The organism is Microbacterium protaetiae (genome assembly GCF_004135285.1).
Lineage (GTDB): Bacteria > Actinomycetota > Actinomycetes > Actinomycetales > Microbacteriaceae > Microbacterium > Microbacterium protaetiae.
This window is the reverse complement of record NZ_CP035494.1, coordinates 200,940-227,505: the sequence shown is the minus strand read 5'-3', so window position 1 is coordinate 227,505 and position 26,566 is coordinate 200,940. Positions and strand designations below refer to the sequence as shown.

The following is a 26,566-nucleotide window of genomic DNA, read 5'->3' as shown; positions in this document are numbered from 1 at the left end:
CGCGTTCCCGATGTCGGAGGCTACGTCTATCGTCGTTCTCACGATTGACGCACTAGAACATGCGTTCTAGGATGATGAAGTGGGGGCGATCATGTCGGCAGGGGCTGCGACAGCGCAGACGGAGATCTCGCGACTGCGTGCCCAGCTTGAGCGGGTGCAGGGGCGTCGGCTCGGCGCGGCCGTGCTGCCCACCCTGCCCAGCCTCGCCGGCCTGCTGCCCGGGGGCGGGTTGCGCGCAGGCGCCGCGTATGCGCTGGCGCCGTCGGCCTCGCTGCTGTTGGCGCTGCTCGCTCGCCCCTCGCAAGAGGGGTCATGGTGCGGTGTGGTGGGAATGCCCGAGCTCGGCGCCGAGGCGGCCGAGCAGCTGGGCGTCGACCTGTCGCGCATGGTGCTCATCCCCGAACCGGGGCCGCGCTGGCTTGCGGTGACTGCGACGGTCGCCGACGTGCTTCCGGTGGTCGCCGTGCGTCCGGCCGGGCGGGTGTCTCCCGGCGAGGTGTCTCGACTGTCGGCACGGCTGCGCGACCGGGGCGGGGTGCTGCTCGTGCAGGGAGTGTGGCCGCAGGCCGAGGCATCCATCGCCGTCGACCGGTCGGAATGGTCGGGTGTGGGCGACGGGTACGGCTTTCTGCGCCGACGTGCGCTGACAGTGAGTGTGACCAGCCGGCGCTGGGCGGTGCCACGCCGGGCGCGGCTGGTGCTGCCCGACGAGACCGGGGGACTGACCGCCGTGTCCCAGGTCTCGCCGGTGCCGATGCGGGCGGTGGGCTGATGAACGCGGCGACACGCAGCCTCGTGCTGTGGTTTCCCGACTGGCCGGTCACGGCGCTGCGCCGGCAGCGCGGGAGGGTGGATGCTGCGGGGGTGGATGCTGCGGGGGTGGATGCTGCGGCCCCGGATGTCGCGGGGATGGATGCCGCGGCCCTGGCCATCGTGCACGCCAACACCGTCGTGGCATGCTCGGCGGCGGCCCGTGCCGACGGCGTGCGCCGCGGTCAGCGGCGCCGCGACGCGCAGGCGCGCTGTCCGCGTCTCGAGATCGTTCCGGCCGATCCCGAGCGCGACGCGCGTATGTTCTCGCCGATCGTCACTCGCATCGAGCAGCTCGCCCCCGGCGTGCAGATCATCCGGCCGGGGCTGTGCGCGCTGCGCGCCCGGGGGCCGGCGCGGTACTACGGCGGCGAGAACGCCGCCGCCTGCGAGATTCTCGACCTGCTCGCCGAGGCAGAAGAACTGCCCGGGGTGCGCGCGGGCGTCGCCGACGGACCGTTCACCGCCGAGCAGGCAGCCCGTGCCACCGCCCCCGACGCGCCCGTGCGCGTGGTCGCCGACGGCGCGGCGGCGGAGTTCCTGGCTCCTTTGCCGGTGACCTCACTGCAAGACGACGGACTCGCCCATCTTCTCAGCCGGCTCGGGGTGCACACTCTGGGGGCGTTCGCCGATCTTGACCGTGCACTCGTGCACGACCGGTTCGGGCCGGTGGGGCGGCGACTGCATGAGCTGGCCGGCGGCGCCGACTCCCGCCCGGTGCAGCCGCGCACGCCGCCGCCCGAGCTCGATCGCGAGGTCGCCTTCGAACCGGCCGTGGAAGCGGCCGAGCAGGTGGCGTTCGGCATGCGTATGGCAGCCGATGAGTTCATCGGCGGGCTCGGCGCCGTCGATCTGGTGTGTACCGAGCTGCGGGTCGAACTGGTCGGTGAGCGGGGCGAGCGCAGCGAGCGGGTGTGGCTGCACCCGCGCTCGTTCGACGCGGCCGCGGTCATCGATCGCGTGCGCTGGCAGCTGGCCGAAGACGCGCAGAACCATGTGCTGCGCAGCGGAGTGGTGCTCGCACGGATCCATCCCGAGGCGGTGGATGCGGCATCCGCCCATCAGCCCGCCATCTTCGGCTCGGGCCCCGACGATCGCGTGCATCATGCGCTCTCTCGCGTGCAGGCGATGCTCGGGCACCGTGGGGTGCTCACCCCCGCGATCGGCGGGGGGCGGTGGCTGAGCGAGCGACAGGTGCTCGTGCCCTGGGGTGACCGCGGCGATCGTGCGGTGGCCGCGCAGCGGTCGCGGCCGTGGCCCGGCAGCCTGCCGCCTCCGGCTCCGGCGACGGTGTTCCCGCATCCGCAGCTCGTCGATGTCGTCTCTGAGACGGGGGTGATCGTCGAGGTCGACGAGCGCGGAACGCTCAGCGCCCCGCCGGCGCGGCTGACCGAAGCCGGGCGAGGCCGCGACATCGTCTCGTGGGCAGGGCCGTGGACCGTCGACGAGCGCGGGTGGGATGCCGCGCGTGCGCGTCGTGCGCACAGGTTTCAGATCGTCGACGCCGAGCAGAACGCCTGGCTGCTCGTCTGCGAGGGCGGCCGCTGGGCGGCCGAGGCGCGGTACGACTGATGGGCTTCAACAACCCCTCCATCTCGTGGTCCGAGCTCGAGCGTGTGCTCAGCGACCGGCGCCGGCCCCGCTCGGTTCCCGCCGGTGCCGACGGCGGCGACAGCCCGGCGTGGTCGCACAAGCGTGGACCATACGTGCCGCCGCCCATCGAGCGGCCCGCCGATGTGGTGCCCTACGCCGAGCTGCACGCGCACTCGTCGTTCTCGTTCCTCGATGGGGCATCCTCTCCCGAAGAACTCGTCGAAGAGGCCGAACGGCTTGGTCTGCATGCTCTGGCGATCACCGACCACGACGGCTTCTACGGCGTGGTGCGGTTCGCCGAAGCCGCAGCCGACCGGGCGTTGAAGACCGTGTACGGTGCCGAACTGTCACTCGAGCTTCCCCGACCCCAGAAGGGCGAGGCAGACCCCGCCGGCGCCCATCTGCTCGTGCTCGCACGCGGGCAGGAGGGCTACCACCGGCTGGCGGCCGCGATCACGCACGCGCAACTGCGTGGTGCCGAGAAGGGGCGGCCGGTCTACGACCTCGACGAGCTGGCCGCGCAGGCCGAGGGGCACTGGGCGATTCTCACCGGCTGCCGCAAGGGCGCGGTGCGCAGGGCACTGGCAGAGGTGACGCTGACCGGAGGGAGGGATGCCGCGGCCGCCGCGCTCGACCGGCTGGTCGCCGGTTTCGGGGTGGACAACGTGTATGTCGAACTGATCGATCACGGCGAGCCGATGGACTCGACGGTCAACGACCTGCTCGCGCAGCTGGCCGCCGACCGGGGCCTGGCCACGGTGGCCACCAACAACGTGCACTACGCGAATCCCCGGCGGCGGACCCTGGCCGCGGCCGTCGCCGCCGTACGGGCAGGTCGCAGTCTCGACGAGCTCGACGGCTGGCTGCCCGCCCATGCCGGCGCCCACCTGCGCAGCGGCGCCGAGATGCAGCGACGGTTTGCCCGGTACCCCGGAGCGGTGGCACGCACTGTCGCCCTCGCCGACGAGCTGGCGTTCCCCCTGCGCATGGCCAAGCCCGCGCTGCCCAAGCTGCGTGTGCCCGAAGGGCAGACGCCCATGTCGCATCTGCGACAGCTGGTGTGGGGGGCGGTTCCACGCAAATATCCCGATCTCATCGCGAAAGACCGGCAGCGCATCGCCCACGAACTCGACGTCATCGAGCAGAAGGACTTTCCCGGCTACTTCCTGATCGTGTACGGCATCGTGCAAGAAGCCCGGCGGCGCGGCATCCTCTGCCAGGGGCGGGGATCGGCGGCCAACAGCGCCGTCTGCTATCTGCTGGATATCACCGCCGTCGATGCTATCGCCTACGAGCTGCCGTTCGAGCGGTTCCTGTCGAGCCTGCGCGAGGAAGAGCCCGACATCGACGTGGACTTCGATTCCGACCGGCGTGAAGAGATCATCCAGTGGGTCTACGAGCAGTACGGCCGGGATCGTGCCGCGCAGGTGTGCAACGTCATCCAGTACCGGCCGAAGAACGCCGTGCGCGATATGGCGCGGGCGCTCGGGTATTCGCCGGGGCAGCAGGATGCCTGGTCGAAGCAGGTGGAGAGATGGGGTGCGAGTCTGTCCACCGGCGACGGCCACGACATCCCCGACCAGGTGATCGAATACGCCGAAGAGCTCTTGAAAGCCCCGCGGCACCTGGGCATCCACTCCGGCGGCATGGTGCTCACCGAGCGGCCGGTCGGTGAGGTCGTGCCCATCGAGCACGCGCGCATGCCCGGCCGCACCGTCATCCAGTGGGACAAAGACGACGCGGCGTGGATGGGCCTGGTGAAGTTCGACCTGCTGGGGCTGGGGATGTTGGCGGCCCTGCAGTATTGCTTCGATCTCATCCGTGCGTCCACGGGGGAGGTGTGGGAGCTGTCCACCATTCCGAAAGAGGAATCCGCCGTCTACGACATGCTGTGCCGTGCCGACTCGATCGGCGTGTTCCAGGTCGAATCGCGTGCGCAGATGGGCCTGCTGCCGCGTCTGCAGCCGCGTCGCTTCTACGACCTCGTCATCGAGATAGCGCTTATCCGTCCCGGTCCCATCCAAGGCGGGGCCGTGCACCCGTATGTGCGTCGCAAACTCGGGCGCGAGAAGGTGACGTACGCACACCCGAAGCTCGAGCCGGTGCTCGCGCGCACGCTGGGGGTGCCGGTGTTCCAAGAGCAGCTCATGCAGATGGGCATGGCCATCGGTGGCTTGTCGGGTGAAGATGCCGACCTGCTGCGCCGGGCGATGGGCTCCAAACGTGGCGTGGAGCGCATCGAGTCGCTCAAGCAGAAGCTGTACGAGGGAATGGCGGCCAATGGATTGGTGGGGGATGCCGCAGACACCATCTACGAGAAGATCCAGGCGTTCGCGAACTTCGGTTTTGCTGAATCGCATTCGCTGTCGTTCGCGCTGCTGGTCTATGCGAGCAGTTGGCTGAAGCTGCACTACCCGGCCGCGTTCTTGGCCGGTCTTCTGCGTGCGCAGCCGATGGGGTTCTACTCACCGGCCACGCTGGTCGCCGACGCGCGCCGGCACGGCGTCGAGGTGCGTCGGCCCGACCTGCACGTGTCGGGTGCCGAACCGCTCGTTGAGCGAGCGCAGCAAGACGAGACGGCCGTCACCGGCAGGGACTCATGCCTGTCCCGCCACCAACCGCCGGTCGGCGACTTCGACATCGACGCGCCCGACGAGTCCGCCGCGCATCGTCGCGACGGGGCCTTCGCCGTGCGACTGGGGTTGGCTGCGGTCAAGGGCATCGGGTCGACGCTGGCCGAGAAGATCGTCACCGAGCGCGATACGCACGGGCGTTATCGCGATCTGCGCGACCTGGTGCGCCGGGTCGGCGTCAACACCGCGCAGCTGGAGGCGCTGGCCACTGCGGGAGCCTTCGAATGCCTGGGGCTGACCCGCCGCGAGGCGATCTGGCTGGCAGGCTCGGCGGCCCAGGACAAGGCCGAGTTCCTGCCCGACTCGATGGTGTCAGTGCAGCCGCCGCTGTTCGGTGACCCGTCGAGCTACGAGAGGCTGGCCGCCGATCTGTGGGCGACCGGTGTGTCCACCGACGATCATCCGCTCACGCATTTCCGGGCACCGCTGGATGCCCGCGGCGTGCTGACCTCGCGCGAGCTGCGCACACACGAAACCGGCCGACGCGTCGAGGTGGCGGGACTTGTCACACACCGCCAGCGCCCGGCCACGGCATCCGGTATCACTTTCATCAATCTCGAAGACGAGCACGGGATCGTCAACGTGATCTGTTCGATGGGGGTGTGGACCCGGTACCGACGCATCGTGCGCGATGCGCCGGCACTGATCGTGCGGGGAATCATCGAACGGTCTGCCGAGGGCGTTGTGAACCTGCTCGCCGATGCAGTCGAAGACCTCCGGGTCGGGGTCGATCATCGCTCCCGCGACTTCCGGTGAGGTCCCGGCCCGCGCCGGGACCACACCGGTCAGACCTGTGCGGAGAGGCCGAAGCGCACGCCGCCTTCCGTGTCGACCTGGGCGTCGAGCACCTGTCCGTCGAGGGCCGCTGCGGCCCCGGCATCCAGAAACACTCGCGCGCCCGACTCGTCGACGATGGTGTCGGATGACTCCGGCGCGGGCACCACCGACAGCGCGAAACCCGAAGCCGGGTCTTCCGAGCCGTGAATACGCAGGCCGGCCGTTTCTGCCTCCGGGCCGTTCGAGACGATCGACTTCACCGCCGTCTGGGCGTTCTCAGTCAAGGTGAGCATGAGAGCTCCTTCCGTGAGGGACTTCGAGTCGGCCACGATTCCGAGAATTCGACGGGGATGCAACCCTGCACCGGCATTCGGAGGGGATTCACACACTCCGGCAACCCGCTCGCGGGGGGTGCACCCACCGCCGGTGCAACCCCCTCGCGGTGGGCGCACCGGCGGCCTACCCTGTCGGCATGTCGACGAACGTGGCGGAGCTTTTCGTGCAGACCCTGAAGAACGCCGGTGTGCAGCGCATCTGGGGAATCCCGGGCGACTCGCTGAACGCCTTCACCGAAGCGATGCGGCGTGACGGCGGCATCCGCTGGATGCACATGAGACACGAAGAGGCTGCGGCGTTCGCCGCCGGTGCCGAAGCAGAGGTCACCGGCGAGTTGGCGGTGGCTGCCGGCAGCTGCGGACCGGGCAATCTGCACTTCATCAACGGCTTGTTCGACGCGAACCGCACCCGGGTTCCGGTGCTGGCGATCGCCTCGCACATCCCGCTCGCCGAGATCGGCAGCGGCTACTTCCAAGAGACCCATCCGCAAGACCTGTTTCAGGAGTGCAGTGTCTACTGCGAGCTGATCAGTGACGCATCGCAGCTGCCATGGGTGCTGGAGAACGCCCTGCGCGCCGCGGTCAGCGAACGTGGCGTCGCGGTCGTCGTCGTGCCCGGCGATGTGTTCTTTCAAGAAGCCCCCGACCGGCGGCCCTCATCACCCATCCGCGCGGCCGTCTCGCGCGTGATGCCCGCCGCCGCTGAGCTGCAGGCGGCGGCCGACATCCTGAATACGGCCAAGAAGGTGACGATCCTGGCTGGGGCCGGAGTGGCGGGGGCGCATGACGAGGTGGTCGCGCTCGCCGAACGACTGCAGGCGCCGATCGTGCACGCGCTGCGCGGCAAGCCGCATATCGAGTACGACAATCCGTTCGACGTCGGCATGACCGGACTGCTGGGCTTCGCGTCGGGATATCGAGCGATGGACAAGTGCGATGCGCTGCTGATGCTGGGCACCGACTTTCCGTACCGGCAGTTCTACCCCGAGAAGGCCCAGATCATCCAGATCGATCTGCGCGGATCGCAGCTGGGTCGACGCACCCCGGTCGATGTCGGACTCGTCGGCGACGTCAAGAGCGCGGCATCCGCCCTGCTTCCGTTGATCGAGGAGGGTCGCGCTTCCAAGCACCTCACCGACAGCGTCAAGCACTACCGCAAGACCCGGCGCGAACTCGACGAGCTGGCCGCGAACGACGGCAAGAGGCCCATCCATCCGCAGTATGTGGCGCGGCTGGTCGACGAGTTGGCGGCGAAGGATGCCGTGTTCACGGCGGATGTCGGAACCCCGACGATCTGGGCGGCGCGTTATCTGCGCATGACGGGGGAGCGCATGCTGCTCGGCTCGTTCGTGCACGGGTCGATGGCGAGCGCGATGCCGCAAGCACTGGGTGCGGCGGGCGTGGATCCGGCGCGCCAGGTCGTGGCCCTGGCCGGTGACGGCGGACTGGCGATGCTCATGGGCGACCTGATCTCGATCACGCAGAACGATCTGCCCGTGAAGATCGTCGTGTTCAACAACTCCTCGCTGAACTTCGTCGAGCTGGAGATGAAAGCCGCCGGCATCGTGAATTTCGCGACCGATCTGCACAACCCGAACTTCGCCGACGTTGCGACATCGGTCGGGATCACCGGCATCCGGGTCGAAGATCCCGCCGATCTCGAAGACGCCCTGCAGCGCGCGTTCGCAGTACCCGGTGCGGCGCTGGTCGACGTGGTCGTTGCTCGCGAAGAGCTCTCGATCCCGCCGGCGATCACCGCCGCGCAGGCCAAGGGCTTCACCCTGTGGGCGCTGCGCACCGTGATGAGCGGCCGCGGCGACGAGCTGCTGGATCTTGCCGATGTGAACATCGTGCGGCGCATCTTCGGCTGAGAGCGTGCGCCGGGCGGCTATCAGGCTTCGGGGATGGCGCGGGCATCGCCGGCCGGCATCCTCATTTTCAGTTTCATTTTCAGTTTCAGTTTCGGTTTCGGTTTCGGTTTCAGTTTCAGCTTCAGACCTCAGCTTCAGGCGTCAGGCGTCAGGCGTCAGGCGTCAGACCTCAGGCTTCAGGCTTCAGGGATGGCGCGGCCGTAGCTTTGAAGAGTGATGTCGTCGGGCTCGGGTCCCCGGCGCACACCGGTGTCGAGCGCGTCGATGCGGGCGAGCTCATCGGCGGCGAGGGCGAAGCCGAACACGTCGAAGTTCTCCGCGATGCGAGACGGTGTCGTCGACTTGGGGATCGCCGAGCGCTGCTGCTGCAGGTGCCAGCGCAGCATCACCTGCGCCGGCGAGACGCCATGTGCTGTGGCGATGCTCCCGATGGTCTCGTCGTTGAGCGTGCTGCTGCCGCCCTCGCGGTAGAACGTGATGCCGCCGATCGGCGACCACGCCTGCGACACGATGCCCAGCTCGGCATTCTTGGCGAGCAGATCCGATTGGCGAAAGTAGGGATGGACCTCGATCTGGTTCACCGCGGGGACCACCGATGTCGCCGCCAGAAGGCGGTCGAGGTGTTCGGGCATGAAGTTGCTCACACCGATCGCGCGAACCTTGCCGTCGGCGAGCAGCTTCTCCAGCGCCCGGTATGCCTGGATGGTGCGATCGAACTCACCCGGCAGAGCCTGGTGGAGGATCAGCAGGTCGATCTGGTCGACGCCGAGCTTGCCGGCGCTCTTGTCGAAGGCGTGCAGGGTCTGCTCGTAGCCGTAGTCGCTGATCCAGACCTTCGTCTCCAGGAACACCTCGGCTCGATCCAGATCCGACCGGCGCAGGGCATCTCCGACCCCTCGCTCGTTTCCGTACGCCGCAGCCGTATCGATGTGTCGGTAGCCGACCCGCAGCGCTTCATCGACCGCGGTCGCGGTCTCATCGGGCGGGGTCTGGAACACGCCGAAGCCCAGGGCGGGCATGATCACGCCGTTGTTCAATGCCAGTTCGAACTCGCTCATGGTCCCAGGCTAGGTCGACGCCGGCATGTCAGGGAGGTCCCGGCATGCCCTGGCTGACGCGTGTACAGCCTGCTGTGGCGGGTGGGTTGGTGCCCCCGAGAGGAATCGAACCTCCGACGCGCGGCTTAGGAGTCCGCCGCTCTATCCACTGAGCTACGAGGGCGCGGCATCCAGCTTAGGGGGTCGCGCGTGCGCGCTCGCCCGGCGTGCGCTGCCCGTGCTTGGCTCGCGCTCCCCGCGCTCGGCTCGCGCTGTCGTGTTCTGCGTGCGTTGTCGTGTTCTGCGTGCGCTGTCGCGTTCTGCTCGCGCTGTCGTGTTCTGCGTGCGCTGTCGCGTTCTGCTCGCGCGGGTGGTCTGTGGGGGTGCGTGACGCTCGCGCTGTTGGTTTCTGCGTTCGCGTATGCGATTTGCGTGCGCGAACGTGGATTCGGGTAGCGCGAGGGATGCTGGGGCCGGGGTGGCTTGGCTCGCGCTGTCGTGTTCTGCGTGCGCTGTCGCGTTCTGCTCGCGCTGTCGTGTTCTGCTCGCGCTGTCGCGTTCTGCTGGCACTGTCGTGTTCTGCTCGCGCTGTCGCGTTCTGCGTGCGCTGGTGGTTTGTGGGGGTGCGCGTCGCTCGCGATGTTGGTTTCTGCGTTCGCGTATGCGATTTGCGTGCGCGAACGCGGATTCGGGTAGCGCGACGGATGCTGGGGCCGGGGTGGCTTGGCTCGCGCTGTCGTGTTCTGCTCGCGCTGTCGCGTTCTGCTCGCGCTGTCGCCGTTCTGCTGGCACTGTCGCGTTCTGCTCGCGCTGTCGCGTTCTGCGTGCGCTGGTGGTTTGTGGGGGTGCGCGTCGCTCGCGCTGTTGGTTTCTGCGTTCGCGTATGCGATTTGCGTGCGCGAACGCGGATTCGGGTAGCGCGAGGGGTGCTGGGCGGGGGTGGGTCTGCTCGCGCTGTCGTGTTCTGCGTGCGCTGTCCTTTTCCGCGTCGCGCTGTCGCGTTCTGCGTGCGCTGGTGGTCTGTGGGGGTCCGCGTCGCTCGCGATGTTGGTTTCTGCGTTCGCGTATGCGATTTGCGTGCGCGAACGCGGATTCGGGTAGCGCGAGGGATGCTGGGGTGGGGTGGGTCTGCTCGCGCTGTCGTGTTCTGCGTACGCTGTCGTGTTCTGCTCGCGCTGTCGTGTTCTGCTCGCGCTGTCGCGTTCTGCTCGCGCGGGTGGTCTGTGGGGGCGCGTGACGCTCGCGCTGTCGTGTTCTGCGTTCGCGTGTGCAATTTGCGTGCGCGAACGCGGATTCGGGTAGCGCGAGGGATGCTGGGGCCGCGAGGGGCTTGCCACGACGCGGGGGATGCCGCAGCCCGGCCGATAGGCTGGACGCCGCCCATGGACATGCCCGACACCCCCGCGCCCCACGACGCCCCCGCGCCCCACGGCGCCCCCGCGCCCCACGGCGCCCCCGCGCCCCACGACGCCCCCGCGCCCCACGACGCCCCCGCGCCTCACGCCACCCCGACCCCCCGCGCCGCCGCCGCGCTGCGCGCCGCCACGGGCGCGCTCGCGGCCGCGGGGGTTCCCGACGCGGCCGTCGATGCCGAGCTGTTGCTCGCGCACGTGCTGGGCGCCAGCCGCGGGGGAGCCCAGGCCGCCGCACTTCGCGATGACGCGCTCGCCCCCGAACAACTCGAGCGTTTCAACGGTCTGGTCGCGCGGCGCGCCGGCCGCGAGCCGCTGCAGCACCTGACGGGGCTCGCGCCGTTCCGCCACCTCGAGCTCGAGGTGGGGCCGGGCGTGTTCGTTCCGCGTCCCGAGACCGAGATCGTCGCGCAGCTGGCCATCGATGCGCTCGCGGTCGTGCCGAGCGGGCACCCGCGCGCCGTCGACCTGGGCACCGGCAGCGGCGCCATCGCCCTGGCGATGGCCACCGAGGTGCCGCACGCCGAGGTGTGGGCGATCGAGCGTTCCGCCGATGCGCACGCCTGGGCCGCGCGCAATGTCGCCCGCTACGGCGGCGAGAACACCCACCTGGTGCACGCAGACCTGGCGGATGCCGCGGCCGAACTGGACGGGACCGTCGATGTCGTGGCATCCAACCCGCCCTACGTTCCCGACGAGGCGATCCCACGCGATCCCGAGGTGCGGCTTTTCGACCCGCCCCAGGCGCTGTACGGCGGGCCCGATGGACTCGACGTGGTGCGGGTGCTCAGCCGCACCGCGCTGCGCCTGCTGCGTGCGGGCGGAACGCTCGTCATCGAACACGGCGAATGGCAGGGCGAACCGCTCCGCGAGCTGCTGACCGCCGACGGCTGGCGCGCCGCGGCCACCCACCCCGACCTCACCGGACGCGACCGCGCCACGACGGCGATTCGCCCCTGACCGCACGAGGCCGCACAGGTGTGCGTCGCTACACTGGACGGGTCATGTCCCCCCTCTACGACTGCGCCGTTCAGGCCGATCTTCTCGCCGGTATGCGCGAGGCCCGCCAAGCCATCGTGCGCGGTGAGCTCATCGTGATGCCCACCGACACGGTGTACGGCGTGGCCGCCGACGCCTTCAACCCGCAGGCGGTCGCCCGGCTGCTGGCGGCCAAGGGGCGCGGCCGGCAGCAGCCGCCGCCGGTGCTGGTGTCGGGGCGCGACATGATGCAGGCGCTGGTCTCGGAGGTTCCTGAACCGGTCGCACATCTGGTCGACGAGCTGTGGCCGGGCGGGCTGACCGTGGTGCTGCCCGCGCAGCCGTCGCTGACCTGGGACCTCGGCGATACGCACGGCACTGTGGCCGTGCGCATGCCCGATCATCCGCTGGCGCTCGAGCTGCTCACCGAGACAGGGCCGCTGGCGGTCTCGAGCGCCAATCTCACGGGAAAGCCCGCCGCCGTCACCGCCGACGACGCGCGGCGGATGCTCGACGACAGTGTCGCGGTGTATTTGGATGCCGGGGCCAGCGCGACCGGCGTTCCGTCGACCATCATCGACGCGACAGGTCTGGTCGGCACCGACCACCCCGTTGTGCGGGTGCTGCGCGAGGGTGCTGTCGATCGCGAGCGGTTGCGCGGCGTGCTCGGCGATCTTCTCGAGCCCGACCCTGAGCCCGACCCCGAGCCCAGCGGTGACGACGGGTGAAGCAGTACATCTTCACGATCCTTTTCACCGCCACGCTGACGTTGATCCTCTCGTGGGCGGTGTGGCGCATCGGGCTGCGATACAAGCTGTACCCCGCCATCCGCGAGCGTGATGTGCACAGCACGCCCACGCCACGGCTGGGCGGCATCGCTATGTTCCTCGGGATGGTCGGCGCGTTCACGGTGTCGGCGTTCACCCCGTACTTCCAGATCTTCTGGGCCAACCCGCGAGCGGTCTTCGCGATCCTGGCAGCGACCGGGCTGACGGTGCTCGTCGGCGTCGCCGACGACCTGTGGGATCTCGATTGGATGCTCAAGCTCGCCGCCCAATTCCTCGCGGCCGGCATCATCGCCTGGTGGGGTCAACTGCAGATCTTCTCGCTGCCGATCGGCGGCATGACGGTGCCGTCGGCGGCGGTCAGCTTCACGCTGACGGTGTTCGCGATCGTCGTCGTGATGAATGCGGTGAACTTCATCGACGGACTCGACGGGCTCGTGGCGGGGGTCTGCTTGATCGCCAGCACGATATTTTTCGCCTACTCGTACTTCGTGGTGCGCGATTCGGGAGCGTCGAGTTACTTCAACCTTGCGTCGTTCATCGCGTGCGTGGTGGTGGGCATGTGCCTGGGATTCCTGCCGATGAACTGGCACCCCGCCAAGATGTTCATGGGCGACTCGGGCGCGCTCGTGCTCGGGCTGCTGCTGGCCACCGGCGCCATCGCCATCACCGGGCAGTTCGACCCGGCGACGCTCGATCCCGATGAATTCGGCCGCTCGCAGCTGCTCGGTGCGTTCCTGCCGATCCTGCTGCCGGTGGCGGTGGCGATCCTGCCGCTGCTCGACTTCGGCAGTGCGGTGATCAGGCGGTCGTGGCAGGGCAAGTCGCCGTTCTCGCCCGACCGCAAGCATCTACATCATCGGATGCTCGACATGGGGCACTCCAGCCGCACGGCCGTGCTCATCTTCTACGCATGGACGGCGGTCATCGGCCTGTCCATGCTGCTGATGTACATCGGCGTCGGCCACGACTGGCCTGGCCAATACTGGCTCGGCGTCGGATTCGGGGTCGTCGGTATCGCTGCCTGCCTCGTGGTCACCTTCATTCCGAACCGTCGCACGCGGCGCCCGGCCGCGGCATCCCACCCGGCGTCGCAGACGCCCGCCTCTCAGGAGCACACCGTTGACCAACCGTGACAGCCCCGTTTCCAGCACCCCCGTTCTGCGCACGACGCTTGTGTGGTCGGCGGTGGTCACCGCCGTGCTGGCCGTCGCCGGCGCGGTGATCGGCTTCGTCGTCGCCGGAACACCGGGCCTGTTCAGTGCTCTGGCCGGAATCGTGTTGGCCGCGCTCTTCCTCGGCGTGACCGGGGCGAGCATCCTCATCGCGAACCGCTGGTTCGGCGATGCGCTGTACGTGCCGGTGTTCTTCGGCATCGTGCTGGGCGGCTGGCTGCTGAAGTTCGTCGTCTTCATCGTCGTGCTGCTGGTGCTGCGCGGTCAGCCGTGGATCGAGCCGACGGTGTTCTTCGTCGCGATCGTGGCCGGAGTGGTGGCATCCCTCGTCATCGATGTGGTCGTACTGACCCGGATGCGGGTGCCCACCGTCACCGTCGAGCTGCCCACCTCATCCGACGACGACGAGCCGTCATCGTCGGATGACGACCAGCAGAACCGGCGTGGCTGAACCGGACTTGTCTTCTCGCCGAGTTTGATAGGGTAGAGGAGCACCCGCCCGCCCGCCGCTTGTCCGTGCTGAGGTGGGGAGTGCGTTCCCATCGACCATCGTCGCAACGGTTTCGACCGATGCCCCGAAGTTGGAGCCAGCGCTGTTCACTCAAGCTGCGACACTGATCGCGAAAGCCGCGGAGTCTGATGGCGGGTTTCAGCCGCCGTCGATCGACGAGTTCTTTCCGTCGGTCCTTCTCTTCGAGGGCACCCCGTTCGCGCTGACGCGCATCAACCTCATCCAGATTCTTGCGACGATCGTGCTGATCGTGCTGTTCGTGGTCGGCACCCGCCGGATGAAGCTGGTGCCCGGCCGCTTCCAGAGCGTCATCGAGTACGGCCTCGACTTCGTGCGCAACGGCATCGCCCACGATCTGCTGGGTCGCAAAGACGGCAACCGCTTCCTGCCGATTCTGACCACCATCTTCTTCATGGTGCTGTTCATGAACTTCACGGGCATCATCCCGGGTCTGAACATCGCCGGCACGAGCATCATCGCCGTTCCGCTGCTGCTGGCGATCGTGTCGTACGTCACCTTCATCTACGCGGGTCTGAAGAAGAGCCCGAAGAAGTTCGTGCGCAACTCGCTGTTCCCGTCGGGCATTCCCGCGGGCATCAACATCTTCGTCGCGTTGCTCGAGCTGCTTTCGACATTCGTCATCCGGCCGGTGACCCTCACCCTGCGTCTTCTGATGAACATGATCGTCGGGCACCTCATGCTGGTGCTGTTCTTCACGGCGACGTGGTTCTTCTTCTTCACCGCCGGGCACTGGTGGGCGCTTCTGGGGGCGGGCACCCTGGCCTTCGGCTTCGCCTTCACCCTCTTCGAAATCCTGGTGGCCGCCCTTCAGGCGTACATCTTCGCAATCCTCACCGCGGTCTACATTCAGCTCGCGGTCGCGGACGAGCACTGAGCGGGATCGGCACGAGCCGACCCACCCAACGAAAGGAAAAACCCGTGGAAGCTACTACGGTTCTGGCGGCTGTGACCGGTTCGATCGCCACCGTCGGCTACGGCCTGGCCGCGATCGGCCCCGCCATCGGCATCGGCATCGTCGTCGGCAAGACCATTGAGGGCGTCGCCCGTCAGCCTGAGCTGGCCGGCCGTCTGCAGGTGCTCATGTGGATCGGTATCGCGTTCACCGAGGCGCTCGCGTTCATCGGTATCGCCACCGGCTTCATCTTCGGCTACAACTGATCCGCCTCTTCACGTAAGGAGACAGGATGCTTCGGGCTCTTGTCACTCTGGCCGCGGAAGAGGAAACTCACAACCCGCTGCTGCCGGAGATCTCCGACCTGGTATGGGGTGCGCTCTGCTTCATCGCGATCCTGGTCGTGTTCTGGAAGTTCGTGCTGCCGCGCATGCAAGACATGCTCGACCAGCGCGCCGCCGCCATCGAGGGCAACATCGAGAAGGCCGATGAGGCTCAGCGTCAGGCCGAGGCCGCGCTCGAGCAGTACACCGCGCAGCTCGCCGAGGCCCGCAAGGAAGCCGGCGAGATCCGTGAGGCCGCTCGCGAAGATGCCAAGAAGATCGTCGCCGAGGCCAAGGACAACGCCACCGCCGAGGCGAGTCGCGTGACCGCGACCGCGCACGCGCAGATCGAGGCGGAGCGCCAGAGCGCTCTCGTGTCGCTGCGCGGCGAGGTTGGCTCGTTGGCGCTTGATCTGGCCGGCGGTGTCATCGGAGAGACCCTCTCCGATGACGCGAAGGCGCAGTCGGTCGTCGACCGGTTCCTCGCTGAGCTCGAGGCATCCGAGACCAAGGCAGCGCACTAATGGGCAGCGCGACCACTCAGGCCCTTGCGGCATCGAACGCGGCGCTGGATGCCGCGTCCGGAGTCGACCTCGGCGTCGCCGGCGAACTTTTCGCCGCCGCACGCGCGCTGGCCGACACGCCGGCGCTGAGCGGTGCGCTGGCCGATTGGGGAGCGAGCGCTCCGGCACGAGCGAAGGTCGTCTCTGACGTGTTCGCGACGCTGCAGCCGGTCACTCGTGAGCTGCTGTCGACGGTGGGCACGCAGCGCTGGTCGCGTGCCGCCGACCTGGTCGATGCCGTCGAGGAGCTGGCGATCAGAGCTGCCGCATCGGCCGACGCGAAAGCCGACGTCGAAGGCGAGCTGTTCCAGTTCGGCCGCGTGGTCGCGGGCGACCCGCAGCTCGAGCTCGCGTTGGGCAGCCGCCTGGGCGAAGCCGGCGAAAAGGGCCGCCTCGTCGAGGCACTGCTGGGCTCGCGTACGAGCGCGGCGACCGCACTTATCGCCTCGGCGGTCGTGCAGCGCCCGCGTGAGCGGCGCGTGCGCGAGCTGCTGGCGCGCGCCGAGCGCATCGTGGCCTCCGCTCGCGGACGCAAGGTGGCGCGGGTCACCAGCGCGGTGCCGCTCTCGGCGGCGCAGATCGAACGGATCGCGAAGCTGCTGGCGGCGAAGTACGACAGCGAGATCTCGGTCAACACCGTGATCGACCGCTCTGTGGTGGGCGGCGTGCGCGTGCAGATCGCCGACGATGTGATCGACGCGAGCGTATCCACCCGACTGAACGACCTGCGGCAGCGGCTGGCAGGCTGAGACAGACTTCCCGTCCTCTTGGGACGGCGACTTCGGGGCCGAGGCCCCTCGAACAAAAGGAAGACAATGGCAGAACTCTCCATCAGCCCTGACGTCATTCGTGACGCGCTGAAGGACTTCGTCGCCGCGTACGAGCCCACCGGGGCGGCAGCGACCGAGGTCGGTACAGTCGTCGACACGGCGGACGGCATCGCCCACGTCGAGGGACTGCCCGGCGTCATGGCCAACGAGCTGGTCACCTTCGCTGACGGCACGGCCGGCCTGGCACTGAACCTCGACGAGCGCGAGATCGGTGTCGTCGTACTCGGTGAATTCTCCGGCATCGAGGCAGGCCAGCAGGTCACCCGCACCGGCGAGGTGCTGTCGGTTCCCGTCGGTGACGGCTACCTCGGTCGCGTGGTCGACCCGCTGGGCAACCCGCTCGACGGCCTCGGCGAGGTCGCCAGCGAGGGTCGTCGTGCGCTCGAACTGCAGGCGCCCGGCGTCATGCAGCGCAAGAGCGTGCACGAGCCGCTGCAGACCGGCATCAAGGCCATCGACGCGATGATCCCCGTCGGCCGCGGTCAGCGTCAGCTGATCATCGGCGACCGCCAGACCGGCAAGACCGCCATCGCCATCGACACGATCATCAACCAGAAGGCCAACTGGGCCTCGGGCGACGAGAACAAGCAGGTGCGCTGCATCTACGTCGCTATCGGCCAGAAGGGCTCGACCATCGCCTCGGTGAAGGGCGCGCTCGAAGACGCCGGCGCTATGGAGTACACGACGATCGTCGCCGCTCCCGCCTCTGACCCGGCCGGCTTCAAGTACCTCTCGCCGTACACCGGCTCGGCCATCGGCCAGCACTGGATGTACCAGGGCAAGCACGTGCTCATCGTGTTCGACGACCTGTCGAAGCAGGCCGAGGCCTACCGTGCCGTGTCGCTGCTGCTGCGCCGCCCGCCGGGGCGCGAGGCCTACCCCGGTGACGTCTTCTACCTGCACTCCCGCCTGCTCGAGCGTTGCGCCAAGCTCTCCGACGAGCTGGGCGCGGGGTCGATGACCGGTCTTCCGATCATCGAGACCAAGGCCAACGACGTGTCGGCCTACATCCCGACCAACGTGATCTCGATCACCGACGGCCAGATCTTCCTGCAGTCCGACCTCTTCAACGCGAACCAGCGTCCCGCGGTCGACGTGGGCATCTCGGTGTCGCGCGTGGGTGGCGACGCCCAGGTGAAGTCGATCAAGAAGGTCTCGGGAACCCTCAAGCTCGAACTTGCCCAGTACCGCTCGCTGCAGGCGTTCGCCATGTTCGCGAGCGACCTGGATGCGGCATCCCGCCGCCAGCTCGAGCGCGGTGCCCGGCTGACCGAGCTGCTCAAGCAGCCGCAGTACTCGCCGTACCCGGTGGAGGAGCAGGTCGTCTCGATCTGGGCCGGCACCAACGGCAAGCTCGACACCATCGAGGTCGAAGACGTGCTGCGCTTCGAACGCGAACTGCTCGACTACATCCGACGCAACACGACGATCCTGGACCGACTGCGCGAGACCAACGTGCTCGACGACGAGACGCTCGCCGAGCTCGTCAAGGTCACCGACGCATTCATCCCCGAGTTCCAGGGCGGCGCAGGCACTGCCATCGACGCCCCGGGTTCGGAGGAGTACGAGGCAGCCGACGCCGCCGACGTCAACCAGGAGAAGATCGTCAAGGGCCGTCGGGGCTGAGCGCTGGAGACGTAAGACATGGGCGCACAACTCCGGGTCTACAAGCAGAAGATTGCTTCTGCTGAGACCACCAAGAAGATCACGAAGGCGATGGAACTCATCGCGGCTTCGCGCATCCAGAAGGCGATGGCGCGTGTACGCGCGGCGGCTCCCTTCGCGCAGGCCGTGACACGGGCCGTGTCGGCGGTGGCGACGCATTCGAACGTCGACCACCCGCTGACCCGCGAGCCCGAGCAGATCCGTCGTTCGGCCGTGGTCATCTTCACCTCCGACCGAGGCCTGGCCGGTGCCTTCAACTCGCAGATCCTGCGCGAGGGGCTGGAACTGGCCGAGCTGCTCAAGTCCGAGGGCCGGGAACCGGTGTTCTACCTCATCGGCCGCAAGGCCGTCGGGTATTTCCAGTTCCGCAAGATGGCACATGCGGCCGAGTGGATCGGCGACACCGACACACCGCGGTTCACCTGGGCCGAAGACATCTCCGCGACCTTGCTCGACGCCTTCGAGCTGGGCGGCGAAGACGGCGGCGTCGACGAGATCCATCTCGTCTACAACCGCTTCGTCAGCATGATGACGCAGAGCCCCGAGACCGTGCGCCTTCTGCCGCTGGAGGTCGTCGAGGCCGCCGACGACGAAGACGACGCCAAGGCCCCGGTGTACCCGCTGTACGAGTTCGAGCCCGATGCCGAGACCGTGCTGGATGCCATCCTGCCGGTCTACATCCAGAGCCGCGTCTTCAACGCGCTTCTGCAGTCGTCGGCGGCCAAGCATGCCGCGACGCAGAAGGCGATGAAATCGGCCAGCGACAACGCCGACAAGCTCATCACCGACTACACCCGGCTGCGCAACAACGCGCGACAGGCCGAGATCACGCAGCAGATCGCCGAGATCGTCGGCGGCGCCGACGCCCTGGCATCGGCCAAGTAGACCCCATCGAAAGAGAAGAAGCCATGAGCCTCACCGCACAGGAGACCGAGACGACGGTCACCGGCCGCGTCGCGCGCGTCACCGGTCCCGTGGTCGACATCGAGTTCCCGCACGATGCGATCCCCGACATCTACAACGCGCTGAAGACCACGATCACGATCGATGGCGAATCGACCGAGATCACGCTCGAGGTCGCCCAGCACCTGGGCGACGACCTCGTGCGCGCCATTTCGCTCAAGCCCACCGACGGCATGGTCCGTGGGCAGGAGGTGCGCAACACCGGCGGCCCCATCACTGTTCCGGTCGGTGACGTCACCAAGGGCCACGTGTTCAACGTGACCGGTGATGTGCTCAACGCGCAGCCGGGCGAGACCATCGAGATCACCGAGCGCTGGGGCATCCACCGCCAGGCGCCCAGCTTCGACCAGCTCGAGTCGAAGACCCAGATGTTCGAGACCGGCATCAAGGTCATCGACCTGCTCACCCCGTATGTGCTGGGTGGAAAGATCGGCCTGTTCGGCGGCGCCGGCGTGGGCAAGACCGTGCTCATCCAGGAGATGATCCAGCGCGTCGCGCAGGACCACGGTGGTGTCTCGGTGTTCGCCGGTGTCGGCGAGCGCACCCGTGAGGGCAATGACCTGATCGCCGAAATGGAAGAGGCGGGTGTCTTCGACAAGACCGCCCTGGTGTTCGGTCAGATGGACGAGCCGCCGGGGACGCGCCTGCGTGTCGCGCTGTCGGCCCTGACGATGGCCGAGTACTTCCGCGACGTGCAGAAGCAGGACGTGCTGTTGTTCATCGACAACATCTTCCGTTTCACGCAGGCCGGTTCCGAGGTGTCGACGCTTCTGGGTCGCATGCCTTCGGCGGTGGGCTACCAGCCCAACCTGGCCGACGAGATGGGCGTGCTGCAGGAGCGCATCACTTCGACCCGTGGCCACTCGATCACCTCGCTGCAGGCGATCTACGTGCCCGCCGACGACTACACCGACCCGGCGCCGGCCACGACGTTCGCGCACCTCGACGCGACCACCGAGCTCAGCCGCGAGATCGCGTCGAAGGGTCTGTACCCGGCCGTCGACCCGCTGACCTCGACCAGCCGCATCCTCGACCCGCGCTACATCGGCGAGGACCACTACCGGGTCGCCACGGCGGTCAAGCAGATTCTGCAGAAGAACAAAGAGCTGCAGGAGATCATCGCGATCCTCGGTGTCGACGAGCTCAGCGAAGAAGACAAGATCGTCGTCTCGCGTGCGCGCCGCATCCAGCAGTTCCTGTCGCAGAACACCTACATGGCCAAGAAGTTCACCGGTGTGGAGGGCTCCACGGTTCCGATCAAGGAGACCATCGAGTCGTTCGACGCCATCGTCAAGGGTGATTTCGACCACGTCGCCGAGCAGGCGTTCTTCAACGTCGGTGGCATCTCCGACGTCGAGGCCAAGTGGGCGCAGATCCAGAAGGAGAACGGCTGATCATGCCCCTGCAGGTCACTCTCGTCTCCGCCGAAGAAGAGGTCTGGACCGGCGAGGCATCCCTCGTCATCGCCAAGACCGTCGAAGGCGAGATCGGATTCATGGCCGGGCACGAGCCCGTGCTGGCGATCCTCGCCGAAGGTCGCGTGCGCATCACCGGCGCTGACGGTGTGAAGATCGAGGCCGAAGCGAAAGACGGATTCGTCTCTGTCGAGAACGATCGGGTGACCATCGTCGCCGGCCAGGCCGCGCTCGTGGCCTGACCCGGCATGCTGATTCTGCTGCCGCCCTCCGAGACCAAGCGTTCCGGAGGGCGGCGCTCTTCTCTGCGGCTGGATGCTCTCGCTCTCGCGCAGCTCGCACCCCAGCGTGCCCAGGTCATCGACGCGCTGGTGTCTCTGGCCGCCGACGAAGAAGAGTCCGCCCGGATTCTCAAACTGTCGCCGCGGCAGCGCGGCGACATCGCGCACAATGCGGCGCTGCGCACCGGCCCGACGATGCCTGCTGTCGATCGGTATACCGGCGTGCTCTATGACGCGTTGGATGCCTCGGGGTTGGATGCCGCGGCGCGGCGCTGGCTCGGTGCGCATGTGCTTATCCACTCGGCGCCGTTCGGCCCGGTGGCCGCCCTCGACGCTATCCCGGCCTATCGGCTCGCCGCCGGCACGACCCTGCCCGGTCTGCCGCCGCTGCGCCGGGTGTGGGCAGACGCGGTGACGGCCGCAATCGCGCAGCGGGCGCCTTCGTTCGTCCTCGACCTGCGCTCCGAGGCCTACGCGGCGCTCGGCCCGATCCCCGCCGGTACCCCGCACGCCTACCTGCGCGTGGTGACCGACGGGGCCGATGGCACCACCCGTGCGCTGAACCACTTCAACAAGCACGCCAAGGGCGAGCTGGTGCGGCAGCTGGCCACCGATCGGCCGCGCATCGCGTCGATCGACACGCTGCGGCGGTGGGCGGATGCCGCCGGCGTCGTGCTGCGCGAAGGTGCGGCGGGCGAGCTCGACCTGGTCGTGTGAACACACAGGCGGCCCCGGGAAGGATCACCTCCCGGGGCCGCCTGCTGCTGTGTCACCGCGTCAGGGCTTCGGGTGCCCCTGGTGCGACGCGGAGATCTGGAACGCATGGGTGATCTGCTGAGCGAAGGTGTTGCCTGCGGCATCCTTCGCCGTCACTTTCAGATCGACCCAGCCGGCCTTGTTCGTGGGAACCTCAGCCGTGTACGAGGCGACGTACGCGCGACCGGTGGGGAACATGCCCGACGCCTCGCCCGGTCCCGACGTGTCGCGCGAGCGCAGGGTCAGCTTCACGCTCTGCCACTTTCCGCCGTTCACCCGCACCTGCGCCGTGGCGCCGGTCACCTTGGCCGATCCCACGGCACCGGCCAGATGACCGACCTGCACGTTCAGCGTCTCGGACGTCGACGGGCGATGACGGCCCTTCGTGTCGTCGTCGATGCTGTAGTACCCCTGCAGCAGCGGCAGCATGTGCTGGTCGTAGTTCGACGCGTCGGTGGTCGCCGTCGTCGTCCACTCGGTGCGGGTCGACGTCGACTGGTCGCCCAGCAGCGTGCCGTCCTGCGTCGCGGTGTTCACGATCTTCAGATCGTGCGCGCCATCGGCCAGTCCGTACGCCGACAGGCTCTGGTACGAGCCCGACCCCGCCATCTGGCCGTCCACGTACAGGTCGAGCTGCTGCGAGGTGTGCGGATCGGCCGCATACGTGTCGGCCGTGCCGGTGCGTTCGGGTGAGATGCCGTCGGCCCACGACGGGACGTTCAGCGTCACGCCGTCGCCACTGGCATACGGCGCCCAGTAGCCGGGCCCGATGTACGGCCGCACGATGCCGTCGAAGTACGACGTCGAGGTGCGCTGGCCTGCCTTGTAGCTGTGCAGAACGTCACGCACCTGCCAGGCGGCCTCGACGATCTCGGGCTCCTGCAGCCACCTCACGTCACGCGTGCTGACCCACTCGGTGCGGGTCATGCCGCGCGGAACGGCGTAGGTGAAACCGGTGCCGTACTCCACGCCCGGAACGAAGTCGTACCGGAACTCTGCGACGGTCTGGGTGTCGTCGCCGGAGTACGTCGTCTGGATCTGAGCCAGCCGGCCCGGCCGGTAGGCCTGGTTCGCCGAGATCTTGCCGTCTTCGAAGCGTGAGATGTCCCAGATCGCCTGCGAGTACGGGATGCCGGTGCCCGACACCTGTACGGGGTGGCGCGTGATGTCGGCCAACAGGGCACGGCCCTGCACGCCGCTGATCTGCGCGACGGCCAGCTTGGTCGGCTGCGTGTAGTCGGCCGAGCCTGCCCACTCGCTGAACTCACCGTCGGCGTCGTTGACGATGATCAGCAGCTTCGCGCCCGCGTTCAGAGCGTTCTCGGCCTGCTGGCCGGGCGTGATGGTCGACGAGTGGGTGACCACGGCCACCTTGCCCTTCGCTGCCACGGCGGCGAAGGCGTCGGTGGAGCCGTCGCCCGCATCCACCGCGCTCGCGCGTAGCTTGCCATCGAGAGGGGTGGATCCGGCCGCCACGATGAGGTCCAGGTTGCGGCTCCCCGCCTTCACCGTGAGTGTCGGGTGCTGCAGCCGCCAGCGCACCGAGTACGTGAAGTCCTGGTCGGCGTCGGCGTTCATCGGCTGCGCATAGAAGCCGTCCATCGTCACCGGAAGAGAGGCGCTGCCGGTGAAGCCGTCGACGGCGAAGTCCATCCGGTTCACCGTGGTCTCAAGCCCTCGTTCTCCGACGTCGACCGAGACCTTCTTCGCCGTACGTGCGTCCAGTGCGACGGTCGCACCTTCGGAGGTGAGGTCGACCGATGGGTCGCCGGTGAGAACCTCGACGGCGCTGTCGGCGCTCTTGTTCAGCGTCATGTACGAGAACACGCTGTACGAGCCGGCCGGCAGCCGCAGTGTCGCCTGGCCGGCGACGTCGACGATCTGATAGGCCTGGTTCTCGGCATTCCACAGCCATGCGGTGGCCTCGGTGGGCTGGCCGTCGAAATCGGTCGCGGTCAGGTGCAGGCTGTAGCGCTCGTCCTCGGCGATGATGCCGATCGCGGTGCGGGCCACTGCGGTGCCCTCGATCGAGGCGACCAGTGCGCCCGAGAGCTGATGCCCGGCGGCCACGGCCGCCTGGTCGGCGGTCAGGGTGACCTCGCGGCTTTCGCCGGCGGGCACGGTGAGCGAATCGGCGCTCACACTCACGACATCGCTGGGTGCGACCTCGGCCGACAGCGGCTCGACTCCGCCGTCGCCGGCGGGCGTGGTATCGGAGACGGCGACGTCGAGGTCGAGGGTCACCTCGGCCGAGCCGTTGTTCGTGTATGTGACGGTGCGCTCCAGAGTGGTCGGATCATCGCCCCAGTGCAGCATCCCGAAGTCTGCCGACCCCGAGGCTACGACGTCCGCGTCGATGGCGGTGGTCAGATCGACCACGCCGACGCCGGCTTGGTAGGGGTTCAGCCCGACGTCACGCGATGTGCTGGTCAAAAGAGCCCGCAGCTGGTCGGCGGTGTAGTCCGGATGCTGCTGCTTGAGGATCGCGGCTGCGCCGGCGATGTGCGGCGTGGCCATCGAGGTGCCGCTCATGCTGACGTAGTAGCCCTCGCCGGCGCTCTGGGCCGAACGGGCTGCGGTGATGTCGTTGCCGGGGCCGGCGATATCGGGCTTCATCGCCCCCGACAGGGTCAGCGGACCCTGGCTGGAAAACCACGACAGCGCGCCCGACGGGTCGTCGACCGAGCCGACGGTGAGGGCATCGGCGGCGGCGCCGGGGGCACCGATCGTCTCGGGGTTGGTGGCGTTGCCGGCCGCGACGATGAACAGCGCTCCGGTCTGTTCCGAGATCTCGTCGAGCGCTTCGGACATCAGGTCGGTGCCGTCGCTGGGCGTGGTCGAACCGAGGCTCATCGACACGATCGGGGCGTTCTTCGCAGCCCACTCCATGCCGGCGATGATCCACGAGTCCTGACCGAAGCCGTCATTGGCCAGGACCTTGCCGACGATCGCCTTCGCACCGTCGGCGACGCCACGGTACTTTCCGTCGCTGGCCGCTCCTGTGCCCACGATCGTCGAGGTGACGTGGGTGCCGTGTCCCTCGGGGTCGCTGCTCACGGCTTCACCCGGTACGAAGCTCTGCGAGCCGTCAAGGACCTGACCCTTCAGGTCGGGGTGGGTGGCGTCGTAACCGGTGTCGAGCACGGCGACGGTCACGCCGTCGCCGGTGTATCCGGCATCCCACGCGTCGGGAGCGCCGATCCACGGCACCGAGGTGTCGAGGGTCGCCTTGACCTTGCCGTCGAGGTGGATTGCGGTGATGCCACCGGCGAAGCCGGATGCTGCCGCCGAGCGCGTCTTCGTGCTCGTGCGTGTGAGCGCCTCCCACGTCTGTGCGGCCTTGGCGTGCGACGCGGTGACTGCCTGCGCGTCGATGCTGGGCAGCGCACGCTGCACGGTCAGGCCGGGAGCCGGAGCCGAGCGGGTGGTGCCACCGTCGGTCTGCACGATGATCGGCGTGGCATCCACGTGCGCGTCGTCGTATCCGTCCTCGATGAGCAGGCTGACGTTGAAAAGGTCGTCGTCGAGCACGCCATGGGCGAGGTACGACTCGACGCTGTCGGGAATGACGTGAAGGTCGTCGCCGACCTGCAGTGTCTTGTACCCGTCGCCGTCGGTGACTGTGTCGACGTCGACGGTGTGGGTGCCGTCGGAGCGATCGGTGACGGTCACCGTGTCGCCGGTGATGAGTGTCACTCTGTGCACGGCCTCGGCGGTCGCCGGGCTGTCCTGGTGCGAGGATGCCGCCTCGGCGGGGAGGGCGGCCGCGCCGAGCCCGCCGAGGCCCAAGGCGACGCCGGTCGTGGCGGCCAGCGTCGCCCGCGCACGTCGACGTGCGGGGCGATTGTGGGGGTGATCCATGAGAACCCTTTCCTGATTGGGGAGCGAGGCCCACATTCCCATACCGCGCGGTATAACGTGGTGGCGAAGAACCGCCATGGCCGTCATCCGCCAGCCATCGACGCCGCAGATCTGGAGGCCGCATGCTCGACGCGATCGGGCTCGATGACGATCACGTTCTGCTCTACCGCAGCCTGCTGGCCGCGCCGTCGGCAGCTCCCGACGAGCTCGCCCGGGTCACCGGGCTCGACAGCGTGCGGGTGCGCCGACTCGTCGACGAACTCGAGGGTGCCGGGCTGGTCGCCCGTCAGGCCTCGGCACCCGACCGGGTGGTGGCATCCCCGCCTTCGCTTGCTCTGCGTCCGTTGCTGTTGGAGAGCGAACGGCGACTGGCCGCCGCGCACGAGGCGCTCGTGCACTTCAGTGAGCTGTATCGGCACGGAGCCGAGCAGCGCGCGGCGCCCGATGTCGTCGATGTCGTCGTGGGGCCGGATGCCGTGCGCCAGCGCCTGGCTCAACTGCAGGCGTCTGCGCTCGAGCGGGTCGATGTGTTCGTGCTCAGCGAGGTGGCGCTGATGGCGTCGCAGGACAATCTCGAGGAGGAGCGTGCGCTGCGGCGCGGCGTACGCTATCGGGTCATCATCGAGTCAGAGGTCGCTCAGCGGCCCGGTTTCATCGACAGCGCGCGGGTGACGATCGCGGCGGGGGAAGACATCCGGGTGCTGCCGTCGCTGCCGACGCGGCTTTTCCTGGTCGACGACGCCATCGCGCTGCTGCCGATGTATTCGCACGGCCCCGATCGCGTCAGCGGCGCCCTGCTGGTGCACCCCTCGGGACTGCTCGACCTTGTGATGGCGATGTTCGGCGAGTACTGGTCGGCGGCGCGGCCGCTGCTGGGTCCCGACGAGCCCAGCGTCAGCCAGGCAGACCGCGATCTGCTGTCGCTGCTGGTGCTGGGCATGACGGATGCCGCAGCCGCCTCGCAGCTGTCTATCTCGGTGCGCACCGTGCAACGGCGCGTCGCCGAACTCGCCGAGCGTGCGGGCGTGCTGTCGCGGTTTCAGCTGGGTGCCGAAGCCGTGCGCCGCGGCTGGGTGTGA

The 26,566-nt window shown here is 68.2% G+C and carries 21 protein-coding genes and 1 tRNA gene; 18 read left to right on the top strand and 4 right to left on the bottom strand.

Annotated elements, in window-relative coordinates; translation table 11 throughout:
* Positions 1-79: 79 nt before the first annotated feature.
* Genes ET475_RS01035 through ET475_RS01025 form a run of 3 tightly spaced genes read left to right on the top strand, consistent with a single transcriptional unit; the run spans position 80 to position 5,792 of the window.
* The gene (locus tag ET475_RS01035) at positions 80-772 is read left to right on the top strand and encodes a hypothetical protein (protein WP_422879929.1); all 693 of its coding nucleotides are present in this window, start codon (positions 80-82) and stop codon (positions 770-772) included.
* Entirely contained in the window at positions 772-2,382 is a 1,611-nt protein-coding gene (locus ET475_RS01030) for a DNA polymerase Y family protein (RefSeq protein WP_129385206.1), read from the top strand. The genes ET475_RS01035 and ET475_RS01030 overlap by 1 nt, the downstream gene beginning before the upstream one ends.
* A complete protein-coding gene (locus ET475_RS01025; RefSeq protein WP_129385204.1) occupies positions 2,382-5,792 on the top strand; it encodes an error-prone DNA polymerase in 3,411 nt (1,136 codons plus the stop codon). The genes ET475_RS01030 and ET475_RS01025 overlap by 1 nt, the downstream gene beginning before the upstream one ends.
* A gap of 29 nt (positions 5,793-5,821) precedes the next feature.
* Here ET475_RS01025 and ET475_RS01020 read toward each other — a convergent pair whose 3' ends face one another.
* The gene (locus ET475_RS01020; RefSeq protein WP_129385202.1) at positions 5,822-6,106 is read right to left on the bottom strand and encodes a Fe-S cluster assembly protein HesB; all 285 of its coding nucleotides are present in this window, start codon (positions 6,104-6,106) and stop codon (positions 5,822-5,824) included.
* Between the two features lie 179 nt (positions 6,107-6,285).
* Between ET475_RS01020 and poxB the strand changes: the two genes are divergently transcribed.
* Positions 6,286-8,019, top strand: a complete 1,734-nt coding sequence (gene poxB / locus ET475_RS01015) for a ubiquinone-dependent pyruvate dehydrogenase (RefSeq protein WP_129385200.1) — start codon at positions 6,286-6,288, stop codon at positions 8,017-8,019.
* A gap of 176 nt (positions 8,020-8,195) precedes the next feature.
* On the opposite strand, the gene ET475_RS01010 is transcribed toward poxB, so the two are convergent.
* Both ET475_RS01010 and ET475_RS01005 read right to left on the bottom strand, forming a co-directional pair.
* Entirely contained in the window at positions 8,196-9,077 is an 882-nt protein-coding gene (locus ET475_RS01010) for an aldo/keto reductase (RefSeq protein WP_129385198.1), read from the bottom strand.
* An 87-nt stretch (positions 9,078-9,164) separates the two neighbouring features.
* A tRNA-Arg gene (locus ET475_RS01005) sits at positions 9,165-9,240 on the bottom strand.
* Positions 9,241-10,438: 1,198 nt separating this feature from the next.
* On the opposite strand from ET475_RS01005, the gene prmC reads away from it, so the two are divergent.
* From prmC to ET475_RS00940, 13 genes are all read left to right on the top strand, one after another.
* Entirely contained in the window at positions 10,439-11,428 is a 990-nt protein-coding gene (prmC, locus tag ET475_RS01000) for a peptide chain release factor N(5)-glutamine methyltransferase (protein ID WP_242497715.1), read from the top strand.
* A gap of 44 nt (positions 11,429-11,472) precedes the next feature.
* Positions 11,473-12,174, top strand: coding sequence for an L-threonylcarbamoyladenylate synthase (locus ET475_RS00995; protein WP_129385195.1), 702 nt, complete (start codon positions 11,473-11,475; stop codon positions 12,172-12,174).
* A complete protein-coding gene (locus ET475_RS00990; protein WP_129385193.1) occupies positions 12,171-13,367 on the top strand; it encodes an MraY family glycosyltransferase in 1,197 nt (398 codons plus the stop codon). The genes ET475_RS00995 and ET475_RS00990 overlap by 4 nt, the downstream gene beginning before the upstream one ends.
* Entirely contained in the window at positions 13,354-13,857 is a 504-nt protein-coding gene (locus tag ET475_RS00985) for a Cg1360 family ATP-synthase-associated protein (protein WP_129385191.1), read from the top strand. Before ET475_RS00990 ends, ET475_RS00985 begins: the two co-directional genes overlap by 14 nt.
* A 142-nt stretch (positions 13,858-13,999) precedes the next feature.
* A complete protein-coding gene (gene atpB, locus ET475_RS00980; protein WP_207205452.1) occupies positions 14,000-14,812 on the top strand; it encodes a F0F1 ATP synthase subunit A in 813 nt (270 codons plus the stop codon).
* A 44-nt stretch (positions 14,813-14,856) separates the two neighbouring features.
* Positions 14,857-15,096, top strand: a complete 240-nt coding sequence (gene atpE, locus ET475_RS00975) for an ATP synthase F0 subunit C (protein ID WP_129385187.1) — start codon at positions 14,857-14,859, stop codon at positions 15,094-15,096.
* A 26-nt stretch (positions 15,097-15,122) separates the two neighbouring features.
* Positions 15,123-15,677 (top strand): F0F1 ATP synthase subunit B, encoded by a 555-nt coding sequence (locus ET475_RS00970; RefSeq protein ID WP_129385185.1) that lies wholly within the window; start codon positions 15,123-15,125, stop codon positions 15,675-15,677.
* Complete coding sequence (locus ET475_RS00965; RefSeq protein WP_129385183.1) at positions 15,677-16,465, top strand: F0F1 ATP synthase subunit delta; 789 nt, start codon at positions 15,677-15,679, stop codon at positions 16,463-16,465. The genes ET475_RS00970 and ET475_RS00965 overlap by 1 nt, the downstream gene beginning before the upstream one ends.
* Positions 16,466-16,531: 66 nt before the next feature.
* Positions 16,532-18,172 (top strand): F0F1 ATP synthase subunit alpha, encoded by a 1,641-nt coding sequence (gene atpA / locus ET475_RS00960; protein WP_129385181.1) that lies wholly within the window; start codon positions 16,532-16,534, stop codon positions 18,170-18,172.
* Between the two features lie 18 nt (positions 18,173-18,190).
* Complete coding sequence (locus ET475_RS00955; RefSeq protein ID WP_129385178.1) at positions 18,191-19,096, top strand: F0F1 ATP synthase subunit gamma; 906 nt, start codon at positions 18,191-18,193, stop codon at positions 19,094-19,096.
* Positions 19,097-19,119: 23 nt separating this feature from the next.
* Entirely contained in the window at positions 19,120-20,568 is a 1,449-nt protein-coding gene (gene atpD / locus ET475_RS00950) for a F0F1 ATP synthase subunit beta (RefSeq protein WP_129385176.1), read from the top strand.
* A gap of 2 nt (positions 20,569-20,570) precedes the next feature.
* Positions 20,571-20,831 (top strand): F0F1 ATP synthase subunit epsilon, encoded by a 261-nt coding sequence (locus ET475_RS00945; protein WP_129385174.1) that lies wholly within the window; start codon positions 20,571-20,573, stop codon positions 20,829-20,831.
* A 6-nt stretch (positions 20,832-20,837) separates the two neighbouring features.
* A complete protein-coding gene (locus ET475_RS00940; RefSeq protein ID WP_129385172.1) occupies positions 20,838-21,587 on the top strand; it encodes a YaaA family protein in 750 nt (249 codons plus the stop codon).
* Positions 21,588-21,647: 60 nt separating this feature from the next.
* Here ET475_RS00940 and ET475_RS00935 read toward each other — a convergent pair whose 3' ends face one another.
* Complete coding sequence (locus ET475_RS00935) at positions 21,648-25,487, bottom strand: S8 family serine peptidase (protein WP_165310673.1); 3,840 nt, start codon at positions 25,485-25,487, stop codon at positions 21,648-21,650.
* 122 nt (positions 25,488-25,609) lie between these two features.
* Here ET475_RS00935 and ET475_RS00930 point away from each other — a divergent pair, with 122 nt between their 5' ends.
* A complete protein-coding gene (locus ET475_RS00930; protein ID WP_129385168.1) occupies positions 25,610-26,566 on the top strand; it encodes a helix-turn-helix domain-containing protein in 957 nt (318 codons plus the stop codon).

Coding starts and splice junctions, on each gene's coding strand:
- ET475_RS00945 (WP_129385174.1), top strand. CDS start 20,571: ATGCCCCTGCAGGTCACTCTCGTCTCCGCCGAAGAAGAGGTCTGGACC.
- ET475_RS00965 (WP_129385183.1), top strand. CDS start 15,677: ATGGGCAGCGCGACCACTCAGGCCCTTGCGGCATCGAACGCGGCGCTG.
- atpD (WP_129385176.1), top strand. CDS start 19,120: ATGAGCCTCACCGCACAGGAGACCGAGACGACGGTCACCGGCCGCGTC.
- ET475_RS00995 (WP_129385195.1), top strand. CDS start 11,473: ATGTCCCCCCTCTACGACTGCGCCGTTCAGGCCGATCTTCTCGCCGGT.
- prmC (WP_242497715.1), top strand. CDS start 10,439: ATGGACATGCCCGACACCCCCGCGCCCCACGACGCCCCCGCGCCCCAC.
- ET475_RS00935 (WP_165310673.1), bottom strand. CDS start 25,487: ATGGATCACCCCCACAATCGCCCCGCACGTCGACGTGCGCGGGCGACG.
- ET475_RS01010 (WP_129385198.1), bottom strand. CDS start 9,077: ATGAGCGAGTTCGAACTGGCATTGAACAACGGCGTGATCATGCCCGCC.
- ET475_RS00955 (WP_129385178.1), top strand. CDS start 18,191: ATGGGCGCACAACTCCGGGTCTACAAGCAGAAGATTGCTTCTGCTGAG.
- ET475_RS00940 (WP_129385172.1), top strand. CDS start 20,838: ATGCTGATTCTGCTGCCGCCCTCCGAGACCAAGCGTTCCGGAGGGCGG.
- ET475_RS00930 (WP_129385168.1), top strand. CDS start 25,610: ATGCTCGACGCGATCGGGCTCGATGACGATCACGTTCTGCTCTACCGC.
- ET475_RS01020 (WP_129385202.1), bottom strand. CDS start 6,106: ATGCTCACCTTGACTGAGAACGCCCAGACGGCGGTGAAGTCGATCGTC.
- ET475_RS01030 (WP_129385206.1), top strand. CDS start 772: ATGAACGCGGCGACACGCAGCCTCGTGCTGTGGTTTCCCGACTGGCCG.
- ET475_RS00970 (WP_129385185.1), top strand. CDS start 15,123: ATGCTTCGGGCTCTTGTCACTCTGGCCGCGGAAGAGGAAACTCACAAC.
- ET475_RS01025 (WP_129385204.1), top strand. CDS start 2,382: ATGGGCTTCAACAACCCCTCCATCTCGTGGTCCGAGCTCGAGCGTGTG.
- atpA (WP_129385181.1), top strand. CDS start 16,532: ATGGCAGAACTCTCCATCAGCCCTGACGTCATTCGTGACGCGCTGAAG.
- poxB (WP_129385200.1), top strand. CDS start 6,286: ATGTCGACGAACGTGGCGGAGCTTTTCGTGCAGACCCTGAAGAACGCC.